This is a genomic window from Clostridium fermenticellae, assembly GCF_003600355.1.
Classification (GTDB): Bacteria; Bacillota; Clostridia; order Clostridiales; family Clostridiaceae; genus Clostridium_AV; species Clostridium_AV fermenticellae.
On record NZ_CP032416.1, the window covers coordinates 2,076,675 to 2,098,080 of the forward strand.

The 21,406-nt window shown below is 32.2% G+C and carries 18 protein-coding genes; 4 read left to right on the forward strand and 14 right to left on the reverse strand.

Annotation, left to right across the window (positions count from 1 at the left end; genetic code table 11):
• Positions 1-7 precede the first annotated feature (7 nt).
• From D4Z93_RS09695 to D4Z93_RS09715, 5 genes are all read right to left on the reverse strand, one after another.
• Positions 8-787, reverse strand: a complete 780-nt coding sequence (locus D4Z93_RS09695; protein ID WP_119970188.1) for an electron transfer flavoprotein subunit beta/FixA family protein — start codon at positions 785-787, stop codon at positions 8-10.
• A 13-nt stretch (positions 788-800) separates the two neighbouring features.
• The gene (locus D4Z93_RS09700) at positions 801-1,943 is read right to left on the reverse strand and encodes an acyl-CoA dehydrogenase (RefSeq protein WP_119973094.1); all 1,143 of its coding nucleotides are present in this window, start codon (positions 1,941-1,943) and stop codon (positions 801-803) included.
• 78 nt (positions 1,944-2,021) lie between these two features.
• Positions 2,022-2,444 carry a MaoC family dehydratase gene (locus D4Z93_RS09705; RefSeq protein WP_119973096.1) on the reverse strand — a complete coding sequence of 141 codons (423 nt, stop codon included), beginning with the start codon at positions 2,442-2,444 and terminating at the stop codon, positions 2,022-2,024.
• A 126-nt stretch (positions 2,445-2,570) separates the two neighbouring features.
• Positions 2,571-3,416 carry a 3-hydroxybutyryl-CoA dehydrogenase gene (locus D4Z93_RS09710; protein ID WP_119973098.1) on the reverse strand — a complete coding sequence of 282 codons (846 nt, stop codon included), beginning with the start codon at positions 3,414-3,416 and terminating at the stop codon, positions 2,571-2,573.
• Positions 3,417-3,495: 79 nt separating this feature from the next.
• A complete protein-coding gene (locus D4Z93_RS09715; RefSeq protein ID WP_119973100.1) occupies positions 3,496-4,275 on the reverse strand; it encodes a short-chain-enoyl-CoA hydratase in 780 nt (259 codons plus the stop codon).
• Positions 4,276-4,582: 307 nt separating this feature from the next.
• Here D4Z93_RS09715 and D4Z93_RS09720 point away from each other — a divergent pair, with 307 nt between their 5' ends.
• Positions 4,583-5,071, forward strand: a complete 489-nt coding sequence (locus D4Z93_RS09720) for a GNAT family N-acetyltransferase (RefSeq protein ID WP_119973102.1) — start codon at positions 4,583-4,585, stop codon at positions 5,069-5,071.
• 19 nt (positions 5,072-5,090) lie between these two features.
• Positions 5,091-6,569 (forward strand): 4-alpha-glucanotransferase, encoded by a 1,479-nt coding sequence (gene malQ, locus D4Z93_RS09725; RefSeq protein WP_119973104.1) that lies wholly within the window; start codon positions 5,091-5,093, stop codon positions 6,567-6,569.
• Between the two features lie 295 nt (positions 6,570-6,864).
• On the opposite strand, the gene hcp is transcribed toward malQ, so the two are convergent.
• The 3 genes from hcp to D4Z93_RS09740 form a co-directional block, all read right to left on the reverse strand.
• Positions 6,865-8,499, reverse strand: a complete 1,635-nt coding sequence (gene hcp, locus D4Z93_RS09730; protein WP_119973106.1) for a hydroxylamine reductase — start codon at positions 8,497-8,499, stop codon at positions 6,865-6,867.
• Positions 8,500-8,606: 107 nt separating this feature from the next.
• A complete protein-coding gene (locus tag D4Z93_RS09735; RefSeq protein WP_243105927.1) occupies positions 8,607-9,599 on the reverse strand; it encodes a sodium:calcium antiporter in 993 nt (330 codons plus the stop codon).
• 267 nt (positions 9,600-9,866) lie between these two features.
• Positions 9,867-10,313: a MarR family winged helix-turn-helix transcriptional regulator gene (locus D4Z93_RS09740; RefSeq protein WP_119973107.1), complete on the reverse strand. Its 447-nt coding sequence runs from the start codon at positions 10,311-10,313 to the stop codon at positions 9,867-9,869.
• Positions 10,314-12,228: 1,915 nt separating this feature from the next.
• On the opposite strand from D4Z93_RS09740, the gene D4Z93_RS09745 reads away from it, so the two are divergent.
• Entirely contained in the window at positions 12,229-12,855 is a 627-nt protein-coding gene (locus D4Z93_RS09745; RefSeq protein WP_119973109.1) for a RusA family crossover junction endodeoxyribonuclease, read from the forward strand.
• Between the two features lie 55 nt (positions 12,856-12,910).
• Here D4Z93_RS09745 and D4Z93_RS09750 read toward each other — a convergent pair whose 3' ends face one another.
• The 6 genes from D4Z93_RS09750 to D4Z93_RS09775 all read right to left on the reverse strand — a co-directional run bounded on the left by D4Z93_RS09750 (position 12,911) and on the right by D4Z93_RS09775 (position 19,410).
• The gene (locus D4Z93_RS09750; protein WP_119973111.1) at positions 12,911-13,276 is read right to left on the reverse strand and encodes a DUF1667 domain-containing protein; all 366 of its coding nucleotides are present in this window, start codon (positions 13,274-13,276) and stop codon (positions 12,911-12,913) included.
• Between the two features lie 5 nt (positions 13,277-13,281).
• On the reverse strand, positions 13,282-14,541 hold the full coding sequence (locus D4Z93_RS09755; RefSeq protein ID WP_119973113.1) for an NAD(P)/FAD-dependent oxidoreductase: 1,260 nt from the start codon (positions 14,539-14,541) through the stop codon (positions 13,282-13,284).
• Between the two features lie 48 nt (positions 14,542-14,589).
• Positions 14,590-16,026 (reverse strand): NAD(P)/FAD-dependent oxidoreductase, encoded by a 1,437-nt coding sequence (locus tag D4Z93_RS09760; protein ID WP_119973115.1) that lies wholly within the window; start codon positions 16,024-16,026, stop codon positions 14,590-14,592.
• Positions 16,027-16,195: 169 nt separating this feature from the next.
• A complete protein-coding gene (locus D4Z93_RS09765) occupies positions 16,196-17,050 on the reverse strand; it encodes a bifunctional 5,10-methylenetetrahydrofolate dehydrogenase/5,10-methenyltetrahydrofolate cyclohydrolase (protein ID WP_119973117.1) in 855 nt (284 codons plus the stop codon).
• A 29-nt stretch (positions 17,051-17,079) separates the two neighbouring features.
• A complete protein-coding gene (locus tag D4Z93_RS09770; RefSeq protein WP_119973119.1) occupies positions 17,080-17,712 on the reverse strand; it encodes a cyclodeaminase/cyclohydrolase family protein in 633 nt (210 codons plus the stop codon).
• Positions 17,713-17,733: 21 nt separating this feature from the next.
• The gene (locus tag D4Z93_RS09775; RefSeq protein ID WP_119973120.1) at positions 17,734-19,410 is read right to left on the reverse strand and encodes a formate--tetrahydrofolate ligase; all 1,677 of its coding nucleotides are present in this window, start codon (positions 19,408-19,410) and stop codon (positions 17,734-17,736) included.
• Between the two features lie 329 nt (positions 19,411-19,739).
• Here D4Z93_RS09775 and yjeM point away from each other — a divergent pair, with 329 nt between their 5' ends.
• Complete coding sequence (gene yjeM / locus D4Z93_RS09780) at positions 19,740-21,245, forward strand: glutamate/gamma-aminobutyrate family transporter YjeM (RefSeq protein ID WP_119973122.1); 1,506 nt, start codon at positions 19,740-19,742, stop codon at positions 21,243-21,245.
• Positions 21,246-21,406 lie beyond the last annotated feature (161 nt).

The window sequence follows — 21,406 nt, forward strand, 5'->3', positions numbered from 1 at the left end:
TATAAATTTAGATGAAATGTTTTTCTTTAAGTTTTGCGACTCCATATGCAGCTGCTTCTTTGAATGGTTTATCTACAATTTCTCCCTTTCCTTTTGCTGCTTTTGGCCAGGATTTCTTAACCTTTGTAGGTGAACCTTTGAGTCCAAGAAGGGATTTATCTACATCAATATCATCTGCCGTCCATAATTTTACTTCCCTCTTGTAAGCATCAAATATCTTTGACATATACATATATCTCGGTTCATTCAATTCTTTTATTGCAGTCAAAAGAACCGGTGTCTTTACTTTTATCATCTCATATCCATCTTCAAGTGATTTCTTTACAGTAAGTTCGTTCCCGTCTACCTTTACATCCTCTACATATGTTACCTGAGGAATTCCGAGGTGCTCTGCTATTTCAGGTCCTACCTGTGCGGTATCTCCATCTATAGCCTGTCTGCCTGCAAATACTATGTCATAGTCAAGTTTTCTGAGTGCACCTGCAAGTGCATTTGATGTTGCTAAAGTATCTGCTCCTGCAAATGCCCTGTCGGAGATCAATATTGCCTCATCTGCACCCATTGCGAGAGCCTCTCTTAAAGCCCTGTCGGCCTGTGGAGGTCCCATGCTTATTACTGTTACTTTTGCCCCCTGACTTTCTTTTAACTCAATAGCACCTTCAAGTGCATTTTTATCATCGGGGTTTATTATAGATGGAACTCCTTCTCTTATAAGTGTCCCGGTCTTTGGATCTATCTTAACTTCGTTGGTATCAGGTACCTGTTTTAAGCAAACTACTATATTCATATGTTTAACCCTCCTATTTCTTTAACAAATTGCCCGAGATAACCATCTTTTGAACTTCTGATGTTCCTTCATATATTTCTGTTATCTTGGCATCTCTCATCATTCTCTCGAGCGGATAATCCTTGGTGTATCCATAGCCACCAAGAATCTGCACTGCCTTGGTTGTTACAGCCATTGCAGTTTCTGCCGCAAACAATTTTGCCTGTGCTGCATCTACTGTAAATGGAAGTCCTTCCTGCTTTCTCCATGCTGCTTTGTATACAAGATATTTTGCTGCCTCTACTTTAGTGTCCATTTCAGCTACATACCACTGCAGTCCCTGGAATGCTGCTATAGGTCTACCAAATTGCTTTCTTTCCTTCATATAGTTTATAGCATATTCAAGTGCCCCTTCTGCTATTCCAAGAGCCTGTGCGGCTATTCCTATTCTGCCGCCGTCAAGTGTTGTCATCGCAACTTTAAAACCTTTTCCTTCTTTTCCTAAAAGGTTTTCTTCCGGTACTTTTAAATCTTCAAATATAAGTTCTGTTGTTGAAGATCCCCTGATCCCCATCTTGTCTTCTACTTTTCCTATTGTGAAACCGGGCATTCCCCTTTCAATTACAAATGCTGATATTCCCCTTGTGCCCTTGCTCCTGTCTGTCATTGCAAAAGTTACAAAAGTGTCTGCATATCCTCCATTTGTTATAAATATCTTGGAGCCATTTAATATGTAACTGTCTCCTTCTTTCCTTGCCGTTGTCTGCTGTGCTGCAGAATCTGTTCCTGCATTAGGCTCAGTTAATGCAAATGCACCTATTTTCTTTCCGCTCAATAGATCCGGGAGGAATTTTTTCTTCTGCTCCTCTGTTCCGAAGTTATATATTGGCCAGCAGCATAGTGATGTATGTGCTGAAAACGCCGTTGAAGTAGTTGTGCATGCTTTTGCAAGTTCCTCTACTATCAGTATATAACTTAAATAATCGGCACCGGCTCCGCCTAATTCTTCAGGATAAGGCATACCCAGCATCTCATATTTTGCCATTTTTCTCATTGTTTCTATCGGGTATTTTTCTTCTGCGTCAACTTCTTTTGCAAGTGGCTCTACCTCATTTTTTACAAATTCAGCTGCCATCTGTTTTATTAATTCTTGCTCCTTCGTTAATGCAAATTTCATAATTAATCCTCCTTTTAATTTAAATCAATATTTAATGTACTTTTCTATTAATGACTTTACATGATTAAAATTATTATCTTAATTCTTTTTAGGCGGCATAACTAATGCTTCTCCATCAATAACAACCTTACCATCCTGATTAGTGCATACTGTTTTCAATTTGACTCTGTTTTTCTCTACATTTATCCCTATAACCTCTACTTCTGCCTTTATCGTATCTCCAATGTGAACCGGTTTTGTAAATTTCACCTGCTGTCCCATATATATAGTTCCTGGTCCTGGAAGATGCATTCCCAGACAAGTTGAAATAAGTCCTGTTACCAATATTCCATGTGCTATTCTGCCTTTGAACATTGTCTTTTCTGATACAACCTGATTTATGTGAGCTGGATTTAAATCTCCAGTAATTCCAGCAAACATATACACATCTGTTTCAGATATAGTCTTTTCAACAGAAACCTTATCACCTAATTTTATTTCATTAATACTTAACCCCTGCATAACTTATCCTCCCTGTATAATTTAATAAATATGACTTATATAAAAATTCTAATAAAGAATTAATGGTCCCCGGCTTTTTTTAAGTCCACAGCCTTGATCCTTTTATATTATTCTTTTAGCAAACGTTTACTTGGTGTAATCATAAAATCCCCTACCGGTTTTTCTTCCAAGGTATTTTGCCCTAACCATTTTTCTCAATAATGGATGAGGCCTGTATTTTGAATCTCCAAATTCTGAATACAATACTTCCATAATAGCCAGGCAAATATCATTACCTATTAAATCTGCTAAGGCCAAGGGTCCTATTGGATGATTTGCGCCTAATTGTATTGCTAAATCAATATCCTTGGCAGTAGCAACATTATCTGATAAAATTCCAACTGCTTCATTTATCATAGGTATTAGTATTCTATTAACGACAAAGCCAGGAGCTTCTTCGACTTCTACTGGATTCTTTTTTAACCTTTTAGCAATATCAATTATTGTTTTCTTTGTTTCTTCAGATGTAACAATTCCTTTTATTACCTCTACCAATTTCATCATTTGAACAGGATTAAAAAAATGCATTCCTATTACTTTATCCGGCCTATTTGTGACACTTGCTATATCTGTTATTGATAATGATGATGTATTAGTTGCAAGTATGGCTTCTTTCTTGCATATTGTATCTAATTCCTTAAATACCTTTTTCTTAATTTCCATATTCTCAATAGCAGCTTCTATAACTAAGTCTGCTTCTTTTGCCAAACTCATATCTGTTGTAATTGTTATCCTATTTATAATCTCGTCTTTTTCATTTTCTGATAATTTTCCTTTTTGAATGCTTTTTGTAAAGCTTTCAGTTATCATCTTAAGACCTCTTTGAACAAATCTTTCTTCTATATCTCTCATCGTTACTTTATATCCTGATTGAGCAAAAGTCTGAGCAATCCCTGATCCCATAGTTCCTGCGCCTAAAACAAATATTCTCATATTTTTATTCCTCCATGTAAAATTTGTTCATAGTATTACATCATCTATTAATTGAATTTTATACGGCTAATATTTTAGACTATTTATTATTAAAGTTTGCTTTTCTTTTTTCCAAAAATGCAGACATTCCTTCTCTTTGATCTTCTGTTGCAAAACATAAACCAAACAAATCTTTTTCAATTGACATTCCTGTTCCTATATCAGTTTCTGATCCTCTATTTATAGATGTTTTAGCATATTTTATTGCTAACTGAGCTTTTGAAGCAATATTTTTTGCTAAATCTAAAGCTTCCGGCATTAAATTGTCATGCTCTACAACTGTATTTACCAATCCTAATTTTTCTGCTTCGTCAGCACCAACCACATTAGTAGTAAATATCAATTCTTTAGCTTTTCCAATTCCAACTAAACGTGAAAGTCTTTGAGTTCCAGCAAAGCCAGGAGTAATTCCAAGTCCTACTTCTGGTTGTCCAAATTTTGCTTTTTCTGAAGCTATTCTTATATCGCAGCTCATAGCCAGTTCGCAGCCTCCACCAAGTGCAAATCCATTTACGGCAGCAATAACTGGTTTTTCCATAAGCTCTATTTTTCTAAATACCTTTAATCCCAATTCTGCAAATTTCCTGCCTTCTTCTGGTGTCTTATCCTTCATTTCTGATATATCTGCACCAGCTACAAAAGCCTTTCCTTTACCAGTTATTATTAGTACATAAATATCTTTGTCTTCAACAATTTCATCTAACACTTTATCAAGTTCATTTAATACATCACTATTTAAAGCATTAAGTACATGAGATCTATTAAAACTTAAGATAGCAATATGATCCTTCTTATCTAAAATAATGTTTTCATACTCCATAATTATCCCTCCTCACTTCTATCTATTAGCAATAAGCATACCAAACTCACTTTAATCCTTATAAATCCACAAGATCTTTGTTACGACAGATAAAATGTCTAAATATTTAGCGAATTTATATTGTATACTATTTTTACACTCTCTAAAAAAAGTCATGCTTTTACTTTGTATAGTATAGAAAATTAAAAATTGTCTATATATTTTACATGTATAAGTTATTAACATCTATCTCAGTTATATTTGCTCAATTGAATATTATCAATTACAGTTTATAATAGAATTATAGTTTAATAAAAAGGAGATTTTTATGAAAATAAACATTAGACAGGTAACAATAGATGATTTGGATAGAATCGCAGAAATTGAAGAAATATGTTTTCCAAAAGCAGAGGCAGCTTTAAAAGAATCTATCAGGTCCCGCATAGAAGCATTTTCCAACTGCTTTTTTGCAGCAGAAGTAAATAATGAGATTATAGGCTTTATAAATGGATGTAAAATAAATGGCACTGAAATTTATGATGAGCTCTATGAAAATTCTAAATTACATATTAAGAACGGGAAATATCAAACTATATTTGGACTTGATGTTATACCTGAATACCGTAAAAGGGGAATAGCAGCAAAACTTATGAATTATATGATAGAAAAGGCAAAAGAAGATAACTGCAGAGGACTAATTTTAACCTGCAAATATAAATTGATTCATTATTACGAAAAATTCGGATATATAAATAAAGGTATATCTAAATCAGTACACGGTGGAGCTGTATGGTACGACATGATATTAAAATTTTAATGAATAAAGGGGATAGGGAATGATTACAAGAAGCAGTGGTATTTTGATGCATATTACATCCTTACCTAATCCATATGGTATTGGAACCTTTGGCAAAGAAGCTTATGAGTTTGTGGATTTTTTAGCAAAAGCAGGACAAAGCTACTGGCAGATACTGCCGATAGGACCAACAGGATATGGAGATTCTCCTTACCAGTCCTTTTCAACCTTTGCAGGAAATCCATATTTTATAGATTTAGATTTGCTTAGAGAGCAGGAATTACTTAAAAAAGAAGATTATGAAAACGTAGATTTTGGTAATAGCCCTGAAAGAGTAGACTATAAAAAAATATTTAACAATAAATTACCTATTCTAAGAATTGCTTTTAAAAATAGTAAGAAAAAATATAAAAATGAGATAGAAGAATTCAAAGCTGAAAATAAAGCCTGGCTTGAAGATTATGCTTTATACATGGCTGTAAAATCAAATTTTGCTTTAAAGTCATGGCAGGAATGGGATGAAGATATTAAGTTAAGAAATAAAAAGGCATTAAATTATTATAAACAAGCATTGAAAGAGGAAATAGAGTATTGGATATTTTTACAATATATATTCTTTTATCAATGGACTAAATTAAAAAAGTATGCAAATGATAATGGTATAAAAATTATTGGTGATATCCCAATTTATGTAGCTGAAGACAGTGCGGATATCTGGGCGAATGCAGAGGTATTTATGCTTGATAAAGAAAAAAGACCAATTGCTGTTTCTGGATGCCCACCTGATGACTTTTCGGTTTCGGGACAATTATGGGGAAATCCTATATATAACTGGGGCTACTTAGAAAAAACAAATTATAAATGGTGGATTGAAAGGATCAAGAGGAATATTGCTTTGTATGATGTAACAAGAATAGATCATTTTAGGGGATTTAAGTCCTTCTGGCAGGTTCCTTACGGTGAATCAACAGCAGTAAATGGCAAATGGGTAAAAGGACCGGGAATAAATCTGTTTAATGCGATAAAAAAAGCTCTTGGCGAAGTAGATATAATTGCAGAAGATCTAGGATATTTAACTAAGGAAGTTATAGCTTTCAGGAATGCAGCTGGCTATCCAGGAATGAAAGTATTGGAATTTGCTTTTGATACAAGAGAAGAGAGTATATATTTACCTCACAATTATGAAAGAAATTGTATAGTTTATACAGGAACCCATGACAATGATACTGTTATGGGATGGTTTAAAAATGCTGAAAAGAACGATATTGAATTTGCAAAAAGATATTTAAAATTAGACAAAAAAGAAGGCTACAATTGGGGATTTATAAGAGGGGCATTAAGTTCAGTGGCAAAGTTATCTATAGCACAAATTCAAGATTACTTAGGGCTTGGAAGTGAAGCCAGAATGAATATACCATCTACCTTAGGAGAAAACTGGATTTGGAGAGTGAAGAAGGAATATTTAAATGAAAATTTGGCAGAAAAAATCAATAATATTACAAAATTATACGGAAGATAAAAAAGTCTATAGGGTTTACAAGTAGAAGCTTAACTTATGCGCAGACCGGGATTTCTAAAATTAAGGCACATTAAAAAATTTTGTAGTAAGTCTTAGCGAAGCGTTCTTAAAAATCTTAGTAGATTATATATGTTTGAGTGAAGCAAGTTTATATAATCTGCTTAGATTTTTTAAGCGCAAGCTTAGACTTACTAGAAATTTTTTACGTGACGTATTTTGGAAATCCCGGTCGGAGCATAAGTTAAGTTATCATTTACAAACCCTATAATCTAACTTTTTAATTTCAACACAATCATTAGAAAAATAACTTAATATCATCCTCAACAGTTCCTATGCCTGCAATTCCAAAGTTATCTACTAACACCTTTGCAATATTAGGTGAAAGAAATGCAGGAAGAGTTGGTCCAAGATGAATATTTTTTACACCCAAATATAACAATGCCAGTAATACTATGACTGCTTTTTGCTCATACCATGCTATATTATACACTATAGGCAATTTATTTATATCATCCAATCCAAATATTTCTTTAAGTTTTAATGCAATGACTGCTAAGGAATATGAATCATTACATTGTCCAGCATCAAGTACACGAGGAATACCATTTATATCTCCCAAATTTAATTTATTGTACTTGTATTTTGCACATCCTGCTGTAAGAATAACAGTATCCTTTGGAATTGCCTTTGCAAACTCTGTATAATAATTTCTTGATTTTGCCCTGCCATCACAACCTGCCATAACAACAAATTTCTTTATTGCACCGCTCTTAACTGCTTCAACAACTTTATCAGCTAAAGCAAAAACTTGATTATGAGCAAAACCTCCAACTATTTCACCTTTTTCAATTTCTTTTGGTGGAAGACATTTTTTAGCATGTTCAATAATTGTAGAAAAGTCCTTTTCCTCACCAGATTTACCATCGATATGTTTACATCCCGGAAAACCAGTTGCACCTGTTGTATATATTCTGTCTTTATAACTATCTTTTGGTGGAACAATACAATTTGAAGTCATTAAAATAGGGCCATTAAAGCTTTCAAATTCTTCTTTTTGTTTCCACCATGCATTGCCATAATTTCCTGCAAAGTGTTTATATTTCTTAAATGCTGGATAATAGTGTGCTGGCAGCATTTCAGAGTGAGTATACACATCTACACCTGTTCCCTCTGTCTGCTTAAGAAGCATTTCCATATCTCTTAAATCGTGGCCTGATATTAAAATTCCTGGATTACTGCGAACTCCTATATTAACCTTAGTTATTTCAGGATTACCATATGCAGAAGTATTTGCCTTATCGAGCAATGCCATTCCATCTACACCATATTTACCTGTTTCAAGTGTCAATTTAACAAGATCATCAATACTTAAAGAATCATCTAAAGTTTTCGCAAGTGCGCTCTGCAAAAAAGCATCTACCTCTGCATTATCTTGTCCAAGAACATTTGCGTGTTTACTGTAAGCAGAAAGTCCCTTTAAACCATAAATAATTAATTCCCTCAAACTCCTTATATCTTCATCTTTTGTCGAAAGTACACCAACCATTTTTGATTTACTCTTGAATTCTTCTATATTGCTGCCCTCCCATAGAGCTGCATCTGAAAGATTTTCCTTATTATTCAACATATCTATTAGATTACTCTTTACTTCCAATGTTTTAGAAATACGAGAAACTATACTATGTTCATCAAAATTTGCATTAGTTATTGTTGTAAACAAGTTTGTAGTTATCATATGATTTATATTTTTACTTACTTCTTTTCCTTCTTTTCTCAAACGTGTTGTAACTTCAGAAATTCCTTTGGTAACATAGATAAGTAGATCCTGCATTGCAGCAATTTCCGGTGTTTTTCCACACACGCCTCTTTGTGTACATCCAGAACATCCTGCTGTTTCCTGACATTGATAGCAAAACATTTTATTTTCCATATTGATTCCCTCCATTTTTTTCTTTATCTTTATGATATCTCAATATTAACATTTAAATGGTAGGGAATCAGTAACTTATGTTACATTTTTATTTTTTAATTACTTTGTTAAATAAAAATAATTACAATTATAAACACAATATAAAATATAAAATTAAAATACAATCTCTTATAATCCAAACAGTTTTTTCTAAGAGTTATCCATAGTGAAAAAATTGCTGTAAATGTTATAATTGCCGAAGCTATAAGATACTTATCGAGAAGCCACGGTGTAAACATAATGCCAAGTGCACTTGGAACTGTAGCCTGTATCATCATAGAACCACTAATATTTAAAAGAGCCAGCTCTTCCTTTCCCTGTCTTACCCATATAACAGCATTCAATGTTTCTGGTAATTCTGTTGCTACAGGACTTAACAATAGCGAAACCATATGTGGAGACATTCCAAGTGAATTACTTAAAATACCTAAATTATGTACAAATATTTGTGAACCTATAAAAATAAGTATAAGAGCTCCTATAGTCTGATATAAGATCAATGATTTTTTGGGTCTTACATCCTTAGGAAAAATTTTAAGAGGTTCCAGTTCTTCAGAAACTTCTATATTTTTTCCACTTATTTCTTTGTAGAAATAAATACCATAAGCTACTAAAAATAAAATTCCAAGCCAGGGCTTTATTGCAAAAGCCACAAGTCCCAGCGCAATTTTAAACACGAAAATACACATAAACCAAATTTGATCTCTAGATAATTTTTTACTATCAAATCTAATACACTGTCCTGATTTTCTTCTATTACTAAATACAAAAATGCTTATTCCGACAGTAGCATAAGCAATTGTACTCAATACAAGTGGCCCACCTAAAGCTGCCCCTATACCAATATCTTTTTGATTTGAATTTGTTCCAAAAACTACAGCCATGAAAGTTACAATGCTTTCAGGCAATGCTGTACCAAAAGCAGCTAAAACTGAACCTACTGCACTTTGAGATATACCAAAAGCCTTTCCAACCCATTCAATTCCATTTACAAAAAATTCGCAACTAAAATATATTAAAATCGCTGCCAGGATCATAATTATAATTGTTGATATTATCATTTTTCTCTCTCCTTAAACAAAAAAATAAAAAGACCTTAAGCATATTTGTGTATGCCAAAAGTCTCGTTTCACTTTATGTGGATATTGCCAGGTATGTAACCACTATGTTGACAATATCTATCAAACTACTCCCCTTTGTAACTATATAACCACATTTTTTCATTATTGACAGTATACTAAAATCATTTTTTTATGTCAATGACAAACTAATTTTTTTGATATCAATCATTTATATACCTCCATTTAATAAAATGAGAAGCTTTTTTATTAAAGTTTTATATTCGCAGTAATCTTGTCCACTAATCTTACAAATTCTTCTTGCTCTTCATTACTATCAAGAGAATCTATAATTTTCTCGAAAATCATTCTTTTATATTGTTCATGCTGATTTTGAACTTTCCTCCCCTTTTCAGTAAGTTCAACTCCATATGAACGTCTATCTCTATTCGAAATAATTCTTTTTATGTAATCTCTTTTCTCAAGCCTATCAATCATGCTAGTCATTGAACTTTTAGGGACACTCAAAAAATCGCATATTTCCCTCAATATAATATCAGGTTTGTCATATACAATAGCTATTATTCCTATTTCGCGTGGAGTTAATTCTTTAAGTTCTTCAAATTGATCTGGAAGTGTAGTGTAATTCCCTATTTTAAACATTTTGTTCCAAGATTTCGTTAATAGTCCAACATATTTATCATCTTTGTCATCCATTATATACCCTTACCCCCATGACTTATTTTATATTATAATTATTACAGGTATAATTAACTTATTTTATTATATAATTAAACTACATCGATTACAAACTAAAATTAACATGAAGTTATACTTATTGTACTAAAAATGCATATATTGCGTATTAAGCATTGATCATAGATATATGGGGCTATAAGAACAAACTAGCCTTATACGTAAGGGTGCAATAACAAAACTCAGCACGTTAAAAAGTTTTAACAGTTCTAAGCTTGTATTTTGGAAATTTAAGCAGATTATATAAACTCGTAAAACTCAGACATATATAATCTACTAAAATTTCCTAAAATACTTCGCTAAGAACTGTAAAAAAACTTTTTAAATGTGCTTTCATTTTGTTATTGCACCCCCACGTATAAGTCCAGTTTGTCCTTATAAGTTATATACTTAAATCAATAAATGCTTTATATACTAATAAAAGTATATAAATAATTATATAACTTTATGTAAACTTGATAAATATGATTTCTCCTTTAAGGATTTATGGCGATAGCCATATTGATTTATACTATAATTGCAGTTTTAGACATCTGTTAAGATAACTAAAAAAGTCTGAATAACCTGTAATTCAAATAGTATATTCAGAACTTTAAGATCTTTTTGAGCATAAAAGATATTTAACTAAAATTTTAGATAAATGAAATGATTCCAGGACGGTTAGTCCTATTGAATTATTTAAATTTAAATGTGAGTTTTACTATATACCCGGGAAGTTAATGTCCTAATAATTAAATTAGTACAGTCACTACTATAAACTTAAAGAAGGAAGGCTGTAAGCCTTCAAGCCCGTTAGGGCGTTCTGTTTTTCTTGTGAAGGGCAGGCTATTTTAATTTTAGATATATTTAATCTTCTACCGGGAAAAATTTCGTTATTTATTATAACTTCTGTAGTTTTAAAATATCCCTCCGGGATTAATACTATGTATACAAGGACTACGTCCGTAAAATCTTTATAAAGAGAATACAATCATGGAAATTATAATGTAAGTTGGCGAATACTATACAAGAAAATGAGTGAGATTATATATGATTTAGGTTTAAATGGAGTAAAGGACTTTTAAATCAATATGGCTATCGCCATAAACCCTTAAAGGCGAAATTATATTCAGAAAGTTTATCAAATTTACATAAAGTTATAAAATCACTTATATATTTTTATTGGTATGTTAAGTATTTGATGTAAACATAAGTAGAATTCTTACGTAGTAGGATACTGTAAGGCCGAAGACACATCTAAAACTTTTCTATAAATTTTGACAAAGTGCTGTGAAAAACCTTAAAGTCCCGGATATCATTTAAAATATGATCTTATTCAGGCTTTTTTAATTACTTCAATATATGTTTAAGATTGTAATTATAGTATAAATTACAAGGGCTAATCGCCCTAGAACCCTTGAAGGTGATATTTCGCTTATTAAGCATATAACCTGGTTTAAATATATAGCTTATAAGGACAAACTCAACTCACACCGCAGAGGTATACTCACAAACTCCGGCACCCTAAAAAAGTTTTAACATCTCTAAGCTTGTCTTTTAAAAATTTAAACAGATTATATAAACTCGCTTTGCTCAAACATATATAATCTACTAAAATTTTTCTAAAAGACTTCGCCAAGAGATGTAAAAAACTTTTTAGATGTGCCTTCAGTTTCCAAGTATACCTCTGCGATGTGAGTTGAGTTTGTCCTTATAACCATATATCTATGATCAATGCTTAATACGCAATATATGCAATTTGTATGTTATAATTATAATATCAACTTACTTAAAGAGATAATTGTAAAGTTAGATTGGAAGTGAAAACATATCAAACATTCACAGCAAATTATGCCATTTAAATTTAAAGAATTAATTTACAGAGGAGCAGTTATATATGAAACAAAATTACGCAAAAATAGTAGTACAGGGTTCTCCAATAACAAAATCAAACTTCAAACTTTCAAATGCAAAAGGAAGGGCTATTCTTCCATACAATTCTGGTAAATATCATGATAGATATGCAATATATGAAGAAGAAATAGCATATGAAGCAAGATCTCAAAATCCAGGTTTGACATTAAAAGAATCCTTAATTGCATTATTAAAGGTATATTACAAAAGCCAAAAGAGACATCCTGATACAACAAATATAACAAAAAGTATATTTGATGGTATAGAAAAAAGCGGTCTAATCATAAATGATGCTCAAATAAGAAGATTAATAATAGAGGAATTTTATGATAAGGAAAACCCACGATTTGAACTAGAATTATTCTGTGAAAGTGACTATGAAATGAACTTTAAAATATGCAGAAAAGAATTGAGCAGTAAACCAATTAACTACTCTCCTCCATCAAACAAAAAATTTGCGAAATACAAAGCAAACAACATAAAGAGCCAACCAGACCAAAATAAAATGTGCTGTAATATATGCGGAAAGCCTATAAATAATAATGATATAATTACTGCAAACAAAGGTTCACTTATCATATGTAAGGAATGCTTTAAAAATTTATTTTAAAAAGGATATCTCACGTAATCTGGGACATCCTTTTCTCTTACTCACAGTTTTCAAACTATTTTGCTACAATGTTTTTTGTAGCTATAATATTAACACCCGTACCAAGTATATCCTTAACTATTACATCACCTATTTTAACTGGTGCCTCAACTTTAATGTCTTTTAATGCCTTTACACAATCAAATATTTTTGCCTTTGGAATATCATGTTCAGTCTTAACTGGTACAACATCTATTGCTCCGTTTTTTACACTCACAGATGAAGTTACTATTCTAGTAGGATTTACACATTCCTTTTTACCATACTCTTCTCCTCTTTTACAGGTATTACCTGTAACTTCTATAACCTTTTTTCCATCTAATTTAACCTGAAGCTGGCATCCCATAGGACATCCTATACAAACTAAATCTCTTATATCCATAAAAATTACTCTCCTTCAACTTTAATGATTATTTTTTTACAGTCACTGTACTTATCAAAAACTGCTTTTGTAAGCTTAACATTTTCCATCTCACCTGGTGTAAGAATTCTTTTCTTTATATGCATTTCTCTCTTATCGCCAAAATAAACGCTGATAAAATTATCTCTATAAACACTTCCAACTCTAAATCTAACATCTAAAACTTTTTCTATGTTTTCTGGATTTACATATTTAGGTACCGTATATCTTACACCATCTGTGGCTATAATTTCTATTTTTTCACCATTAAATCTCTTACCATTTACATACTTAGCTGCATTTTTCCCGGCGTTATAACTTTCAAGTGTAACATTATCAACAAGATCATGTACATGAAGAACATTACCACATGCAAATATACCTTCAATATTAGTTTCAAGACTTTCATCTACCTCTGGTCCACTCGTTACATTAGATAATTTCACATTTGCCTTCCTTGAAAGTTCATTTTCAGGTAAAAGGCCTACTGAAAGAAGTATTGTATCGCATTTTATATATTCTTCTGTATCAGCTATAGGTTTTCTATCTTCACCAACTTTAGCAATTGTTACACCTTCAACCCTGCTTTTTCCCTTTATATTCGTTATTGTATGACTTAATTTAAGTGGTATATTAAAATCATCCAGACATTGAACTATATTCCTTTTTAACCCACTTGAATATGGCATAAGTTCAACTACAGCCTTAACCTTAGCACCCTCTAATGTCATTCTCCTTGCCATTATAAGCCCGATATCCCCGGACCCAAGTATTACAACTTCTTTTCCGGGCATATAACCTTCAACATTTACGAATTTTTGAGCTGTTCCGGCAGTATATATACCAGCACACCTACTGCCAGGTATATTTATTGCTCCTCTTGGTCTTTCTCTGCAGCCCATTGCTAGAATTATTGACCTTGCCTTTATCTCTATAATTCCATCTTCTTCATTAACAGCTGTAATTTCTTTTTTATCATTTATATTAAGAACCATTGTATTTAACTTATATGGGATCTTTAAATCAATCGCTTTATCTATGAATCTTTGTGCATATTCAGGACCTGTTAATTCTTCCTTGAACGTATGAAGTCCAAATCCATTATGAATACACTGATTTAAAATTCCACCTAATTGATCTTCTCTTTCCAATATCAAAATATCATCTATGCCTTCCTCTTTAGCCGAGATGGCTGCTGCGAGTCCCGCAGGGCCTCCTCCTATTACAACTATATCATATGATTGCATTTTTAACCCTCCATATAAAATCGGTTTTTAATAGTTCATAACTATAAACTAAATATCCTCTTTATTTTTACCACATAGTATATTAGAATTCTTGCCATATTTAGTTATACTTCTAGGATCGACTTTAAGTTCTCTAGACAAAATATCAACTAACCTCGTTGAACAAAAACCACACTGACATCTACCCATTCCAGCTCTAGTTCTTCTCTTTATACCATCTAAATTTCTAGCGCCTAATGGCCTCTGTATTGAATTTACAATTTCACCTTCTGTAACAGTTTCACATCTACACACTATTTTACCATATCTATGATCTTGTGCTATAAGTTTCTTTCTATCTTCATTTGTCATTTTCCTAAATTTTGGTATTCCCTTTCTTATAGGATTAAACTTATCATTTTTTTCAGGGTGTAATTTAAGGACAACAATTTCTTCAATCATTTTAGCTATTGCAGGTGAACTTGACAGTCCTGGTGATTCAATTCCTGCTGCATTTATAAAGTTTTCAGCATCTTTTGCTTCTCCAATTATAAAATCCCCGGATATTGGATGGGCTCTTAACCCCGAGAATGAAGTTATAACCTGTCTTACAGGTATTGACTTTACACTAAAGGAGGCTTTACTAAGTATCTCATTTATTCCCTCACTGGTTGTATTTAAATCATCCTTATCATCTACATCTACCGCATTCGGTCCAACCAAAAGATTTCCGTCAATAGTTGGTGTAATTAGAACGCCTTTTCCCATTTTAGTTGGAAGCTGAAATATAGTCTTTGCTACAGTATTTCCAACAGCCTTGTCAAAAAGACAGTATTCTCCCTTCCTCGGTATTATCTTTATTTTATTTTTACTTACCATATTATTTATCTCATCTGCATAAACTCCAGCAGTATTTATTACAAATTTAGTTTCTATTGTTCCTTTGTTGGTAATCACAGTATACTTTCCATCTTTCTTATCTATTGAATTAACTTTAGAATCAAATTTAAATTCAGCGCCATTAGTAAAAGCATTCTCTGCTAATGCAATTGTCATTTCATATGGACAAACTATACCTCCAGTCGGAGCAAATAGAGCTCCTACAACACTTTCAGATAGATTTGGCTCCATAGACCTTACTTTGTCACCATCCAATATCTCAAGATCAGGTACACCATTCTTCCTGCCTTGTTCTTTTAATTTACGGAGCTTACCTAAATCCTTCTCATCAAAGCACAATACGAATGATCCATTTCTTTTAAAAGGAAAATCAAGTTCTTTTGAAAGTTTATCAAACATTGCGTTTCCCTCTGCATTCAACTTACCTTTTAAAGTACCAGGTTTAGCATCAAATCCTGCATGCACTATAGCGCTATTGGCTTTGGTTGTACCACTTGCTACATCAGCTTCTTTTTCTATAACACATATTCTAAGCTTATATTTTGATAGTTCTCTAGCTATTGCAGAACCTATTACACCAGATCCTATAATTGTTACATCAAACATTTAAATACCCCCTCAAAACAAATAAAAAAAGAGCCAATTTTAAGATATAACATACCTCAAAATTGGCTCTCTTATACTCTGCCTTAAAACATATCTTTATTAAATTACTTATAGTATAGCACATAAAAAATAAGTCTTCAATATGCATATAATAAAATACTTAATATATTTATACATTGTTCTGCAGTTTACAAGCTTTTATGACATGCTTTACGAGGACAGACGTTGTTACAGATCCAACCCCTGATGGAACTGGAGTTATCATCGAAGCTTTATTGAAACACCTATCAGTATTTACATCACCGCATAATTTTCCATTACTACAAATATTTATACCAACATCTATTACAATTGCACCCTCTTTAATATAACTCTCATCAATCATATTGGCTTTTCCAACTCCAACTATAACTATATCGGCCTTCGAAGAAAACATAGAAATATCCCTGGTTTGCGAATGACATATTGTAACTGTTGCATTTTCATTTAAAAGCAGTATCGATATTGGTTTTCCAACAAGCATTGACCTGCCTATTATAACGACATTCTTTCCAGCTATATCTACATTATAATACTTTAATATTTCCATTACTGCTGACGGTGTACATGGTACAAAACCGGTATTATCATTTTCCATTAACTTTGCGACATTAATAGGACTCAGGCAATCAATATCCTTTTCCGGAGATATTATGTACTTTATATTATCTTCACTTAACTGCTTAGGAAGAGGTCTAAACACAAGTATACCATTTACTGATTTATCATCGTTTAACTTTTTTATTTCTGCTATAAACTCTTCTTCAGATATACTACCGGGAAATTTCTTTACTTCCATTTCTATTCCCACTTTAGAACATCTTTTAAATGCCCCTCTCTCATAGGATAGATCACTTTCATTTTCTCCAACCCTAACTGCCACAAGCTTTGGAATTATATTTCTTTCTTTTAATTCTTTAACCTCTAGAATTATACCTTCACTTATGGAATCTGCAACTGGCTTTCCTTTAATAATAGCCCCCATTACAAAAAATCTCCTTTACATATAGAAATTTATTTTGAAAGTATAGTGCATACTTTTTCGTAAATCATATCTGCCTTTGCTGTTCCTTCTTTAACAAGCAAATTGACTTTTCTTTTTATCTTAGAAGTATAATCACTATCCTTAATTGAATTTATATTTATAATTACACTTAAATGAGCACCCAATAATGCCGATCTTAGTGATTGAACTCCGACCCCAATATCACTTACAATCATCTTAGAACAATGATCTACAAAGTATTCATGTACTTCGAGAGCCTCCAAGCATTTTTCCATTATTTCAATTGGCGCTGTGCATGCATTTTTCAAGCATTTCTGCATGACATTTTCCCTAAATTTCTTTTCTTCCTCAGTTAATTTTGGAAGCCCAAATGCCTTTATAAAAGGTAAAAAATTTTCTGCATCCTTATCCATAAGCTCTAAAAATTGAGTTTGTATTGCTCGGGATTTATTAAGCATATATTCAATTTCATCTCTATATTCTGTGAACTTCTTGTTGCAAATTGTAAGATTTGCAACCATACCTGAAAGAGCTGTTCCGACTGACCCAAGAAGCGCTGAAGCTCCACCGCCTCCTGGTGTAGGCGATTTTGAGGATAATTTTTCTATAAACTCACAAAATGTATTTTCTGCTAATTTCAAAGTGCAGTCCCCCTCATAATATTAAAATAGCCCACTTATAACTCCATTTTCATCGACATCTATTTTTTCAGCAGCTGGTGTCTTTGAAAGTCCCGGCATTTTCATTATAGAACCAGTTATTGCTACTACAAATCCTGCTCCCGCTGAAATAGTCACTTGATTCACAGTTATAGTAAATCCAGTAGGTCTCCCTAAGATATTCTTATCATCAGTGAGAGAATACTGTGTTTTTGCTATGCATACTGGTGTATTTCCAAATCCTAACCTTTCAAGTTCATCTATCTCCTTACCGGCCTTAGTTGTAAATATTACATCATCAGCACCGTATATTTTTTGAGCTATAGTCCTTATTTTCTCTCTGATAGGAAGTTTTTCGTCATAGGCATATTCAAAATTATTTTCTTCCTCTTCTATTAGTCTTAAAATCTCTTTTGCAACCTCTATACCACCTTTTCCGCCTTCTGCCCATACATTAGAAATCCTGACATTAACTCCTAATTCATTGCATTTTTTTTGCATTAATTCAATTTCTTTATCAGTATCAGTTGGAAACTTATTTATAGCAACTACAACAGGAAGCTTAAATACTTTAGTTATATTCTCAACATGCTTTAGTAAATTTGGGAGTCCTTTTTCAAGTGCATCCAGATTCTCAACATTTAATTCATTCTTTTTAATTCCGCCATTGTATTTAAGTGCTCTAACTGTTGCTACTATGATTACTGCATCTGGTTTGAGTTTTGACATTCTGCATTTTATATCAAGAAACTTTTCCGCTCCAAGATCAGCACCAAATCCGGCTTCAGTAACTACATAATCACCAAAGTGCTTAGCCATTCTAGTTGCCATAAGCGAATTACATCCATGTGCTATATTTGCAAATGGACCACCATGAACAAATGCTGGCGTTCCTTCTAGAGTCTGAACCAAATTAGGTTTTAAAGCATCCTTTAAAATGGCCGCCATTGCACCTTCAGCCTTTAAATCATGTGCGGTTACCGGTTCACCATTTCTAGTATACCCTATTACTATTTTTGCAAGTCTTTCTTTTAAATCATTTATATCTGAGGACAGGCAAAATATAGCCATTATTTCAGATGCAACAGTTATATCAAATCCATCTTCTCTTGGCATGCCATTTGCCTTTCCGCCAAGCCCATCCGTTACAAACCTAAGCTGTCTGTCGTTCATATCAACGCATCTTCTCCAGGTTATCCTTCTTGGATCTATGTTCAGACTATTGCCTTGATAAATATGGTTATCTATCATTGCCGCAAGTAAATTATTTGCAGCACCTATTGCATGTATATCACCAGTAAAATGAAGATTTATATCTTCCATCGGAACTACTTGTGAATATCCGCCTCCTGCTGCTCCTCCTTTTATACCAAAAACAGGTCCCATAGATGGCTCTCTTAAAGCAACCACTACCGATTTACCAAGCCTTGATAATGCATCAGCCACACCTATTGATGTGGTTGTTTTTCCTTCTCCTGCTGGTGTTGGATTAATTGCAGTACACAATATCAATTTTCCATCTTTTCCTTTATTTTTCTTTAATAGATTATAATCCACTTTAGCTTTATATTTTCCATAAAGTTCAATGTCATCTTCAGATATTCCGAGTTTTGAAGCAATATCTTTTATAGGTCTCATTTCACATTCTTGAGCTATTTCTATATCTGATTTAAATTTCATATCACTACCTCCTCTATAGTTAAATAGTCATAATAAATTTTATTTACACCTATTGTTCATAGTGCCAAAATTTTTCTTTAATAAATGTATAATTCAAGAATTATTATAACATTTTAAATATAAATTTAGTAGTTCTCAACATATTTTATATATAATTAAAATATCTATTCGTCAAAAAATTATTATTTTTTCATATAATTGAAAAATTTTTTTATTTTTTAGAAGGATTTTTAAAATAAATGAAGAATAAGTGATATAATAAAATAAATCTTCAATATAATGAATATTATTTTAAAAATTTATTTCAAAAAAATGAAAGGGTGATAAAAATGTCAGAAAATATTAAAAGCAAAAAAAAATTAACACTAATACCACTATCGCTTATGGTTTTAACTTCCGTTTTTATGTTTCCAAATGTTCCACGAGCATTTTTATTAATGGGTTATGCCGCAATTCCATGGTATATACTTGCCGCAATCACTTTTCTAATTCCTTTTGCCTTCATGGTTGGAGAATATGGAGCAGCATTTAAAAAAGAAAAAGGCGGAATATATTCATGGATGAAAAAAATTGTAGGTCCAAAATATGCATTTATCACAATATTCATGTGGTATATAGGTTGGCTTGTATGGATAATACTAACATGTAATTCAATATGGATTCATTTTTCTACTATAATATTTGGTACAGATACAACATCAGGTTGGTCAATACTGGGTATGAATTCGACACATACATTAGGATTACTGTCTATAATATTCGCAATACTTTTAACCTTAATATCAACTAAAGGACTAGATAAAATAATCAAAATAACATCCGTTGGTGGAATTTCCGTTGGATTTATAAATCTAGTGGCATATATAGGTGCAATAATAATATTTATAGCAGGCAAAGGTCATATGGATCAACCTCTTAATATGAACACACTGTTACATTCACCAAATCCAGCATATGGATCTGCTGTATCAATACTATCCTTCATATCATTTGCAATACTGGCATATGCTGGTATTGAGGTTGTAGCAGGTGTAGTTGATGACACTGAAAACTCTGAAAAAACCTTCCCAAAGGGCGTTTTAATGGGTTCTATAATCATAGCTGTTGGATATATCCTTGGTATATTTGCATGTGGTATATTTACTAACTGGCAGGGTGTATTATCCGGCAAAGATATAAACATGGTAAATGTAACAATAATAATGATGAATAATATGGGATACCAACTTGCTACAGCTATTGGCTTAAGCCATACGACTGCATTAGTCTTTAGTTCATGGATAGGAAGACTCGTTGGACTGTCAATGTTTTTGACATACTTCGGAGCACTTATTTCTTATTCATATTCTCCATTGAAACAACTTATAGAAGGTACTCCTAAAGAACTTTGGCCAGGAAAATTATCCGAAATAAAAGATGGTCTTCCTAAAAATGCTATGTGGGTTCAATGTATCTTAATAGTGTTCTTTATGTTAATAGTAAGTTTAGGTGGGCAAGGCGCTAGTAAATTTTTTGATAAATTAGTTCTTATGACAAATGTTGCAACGACACTTCCTTATATATTTATGTCAAGTGTATTCTATAAATTTAAAAAGAATACCAGCATTGAAAAACCTTTTGTAATATATAAAAGTCATACAAGTTCATTAATATGGACTATATTAGTCACCTTTACAGTTGTATTTGCAAATGTAACTGTAATAATAAAACCTGCTCTAACCGGTGACATAGTATCATCTATATGGATGATTGCAGGACCACTTATATTTTCAATAATCTCAATTCTCATGTACGCAAGATATGAAAAAATTATAAGTACACAAAAACATATATAAAGTAAATTTTAAAGCCATCTAAAGTAGATTATATTTAGATGGCTTTAAATTTATTAAAAAGTTTTTACAAGTCGAGCGCTGTATATATTTACTTAAACATAAGTTAAACTGCAAACTAAGAACAATATAATTAATCAATTGGCACAAATTAATGTTTAATT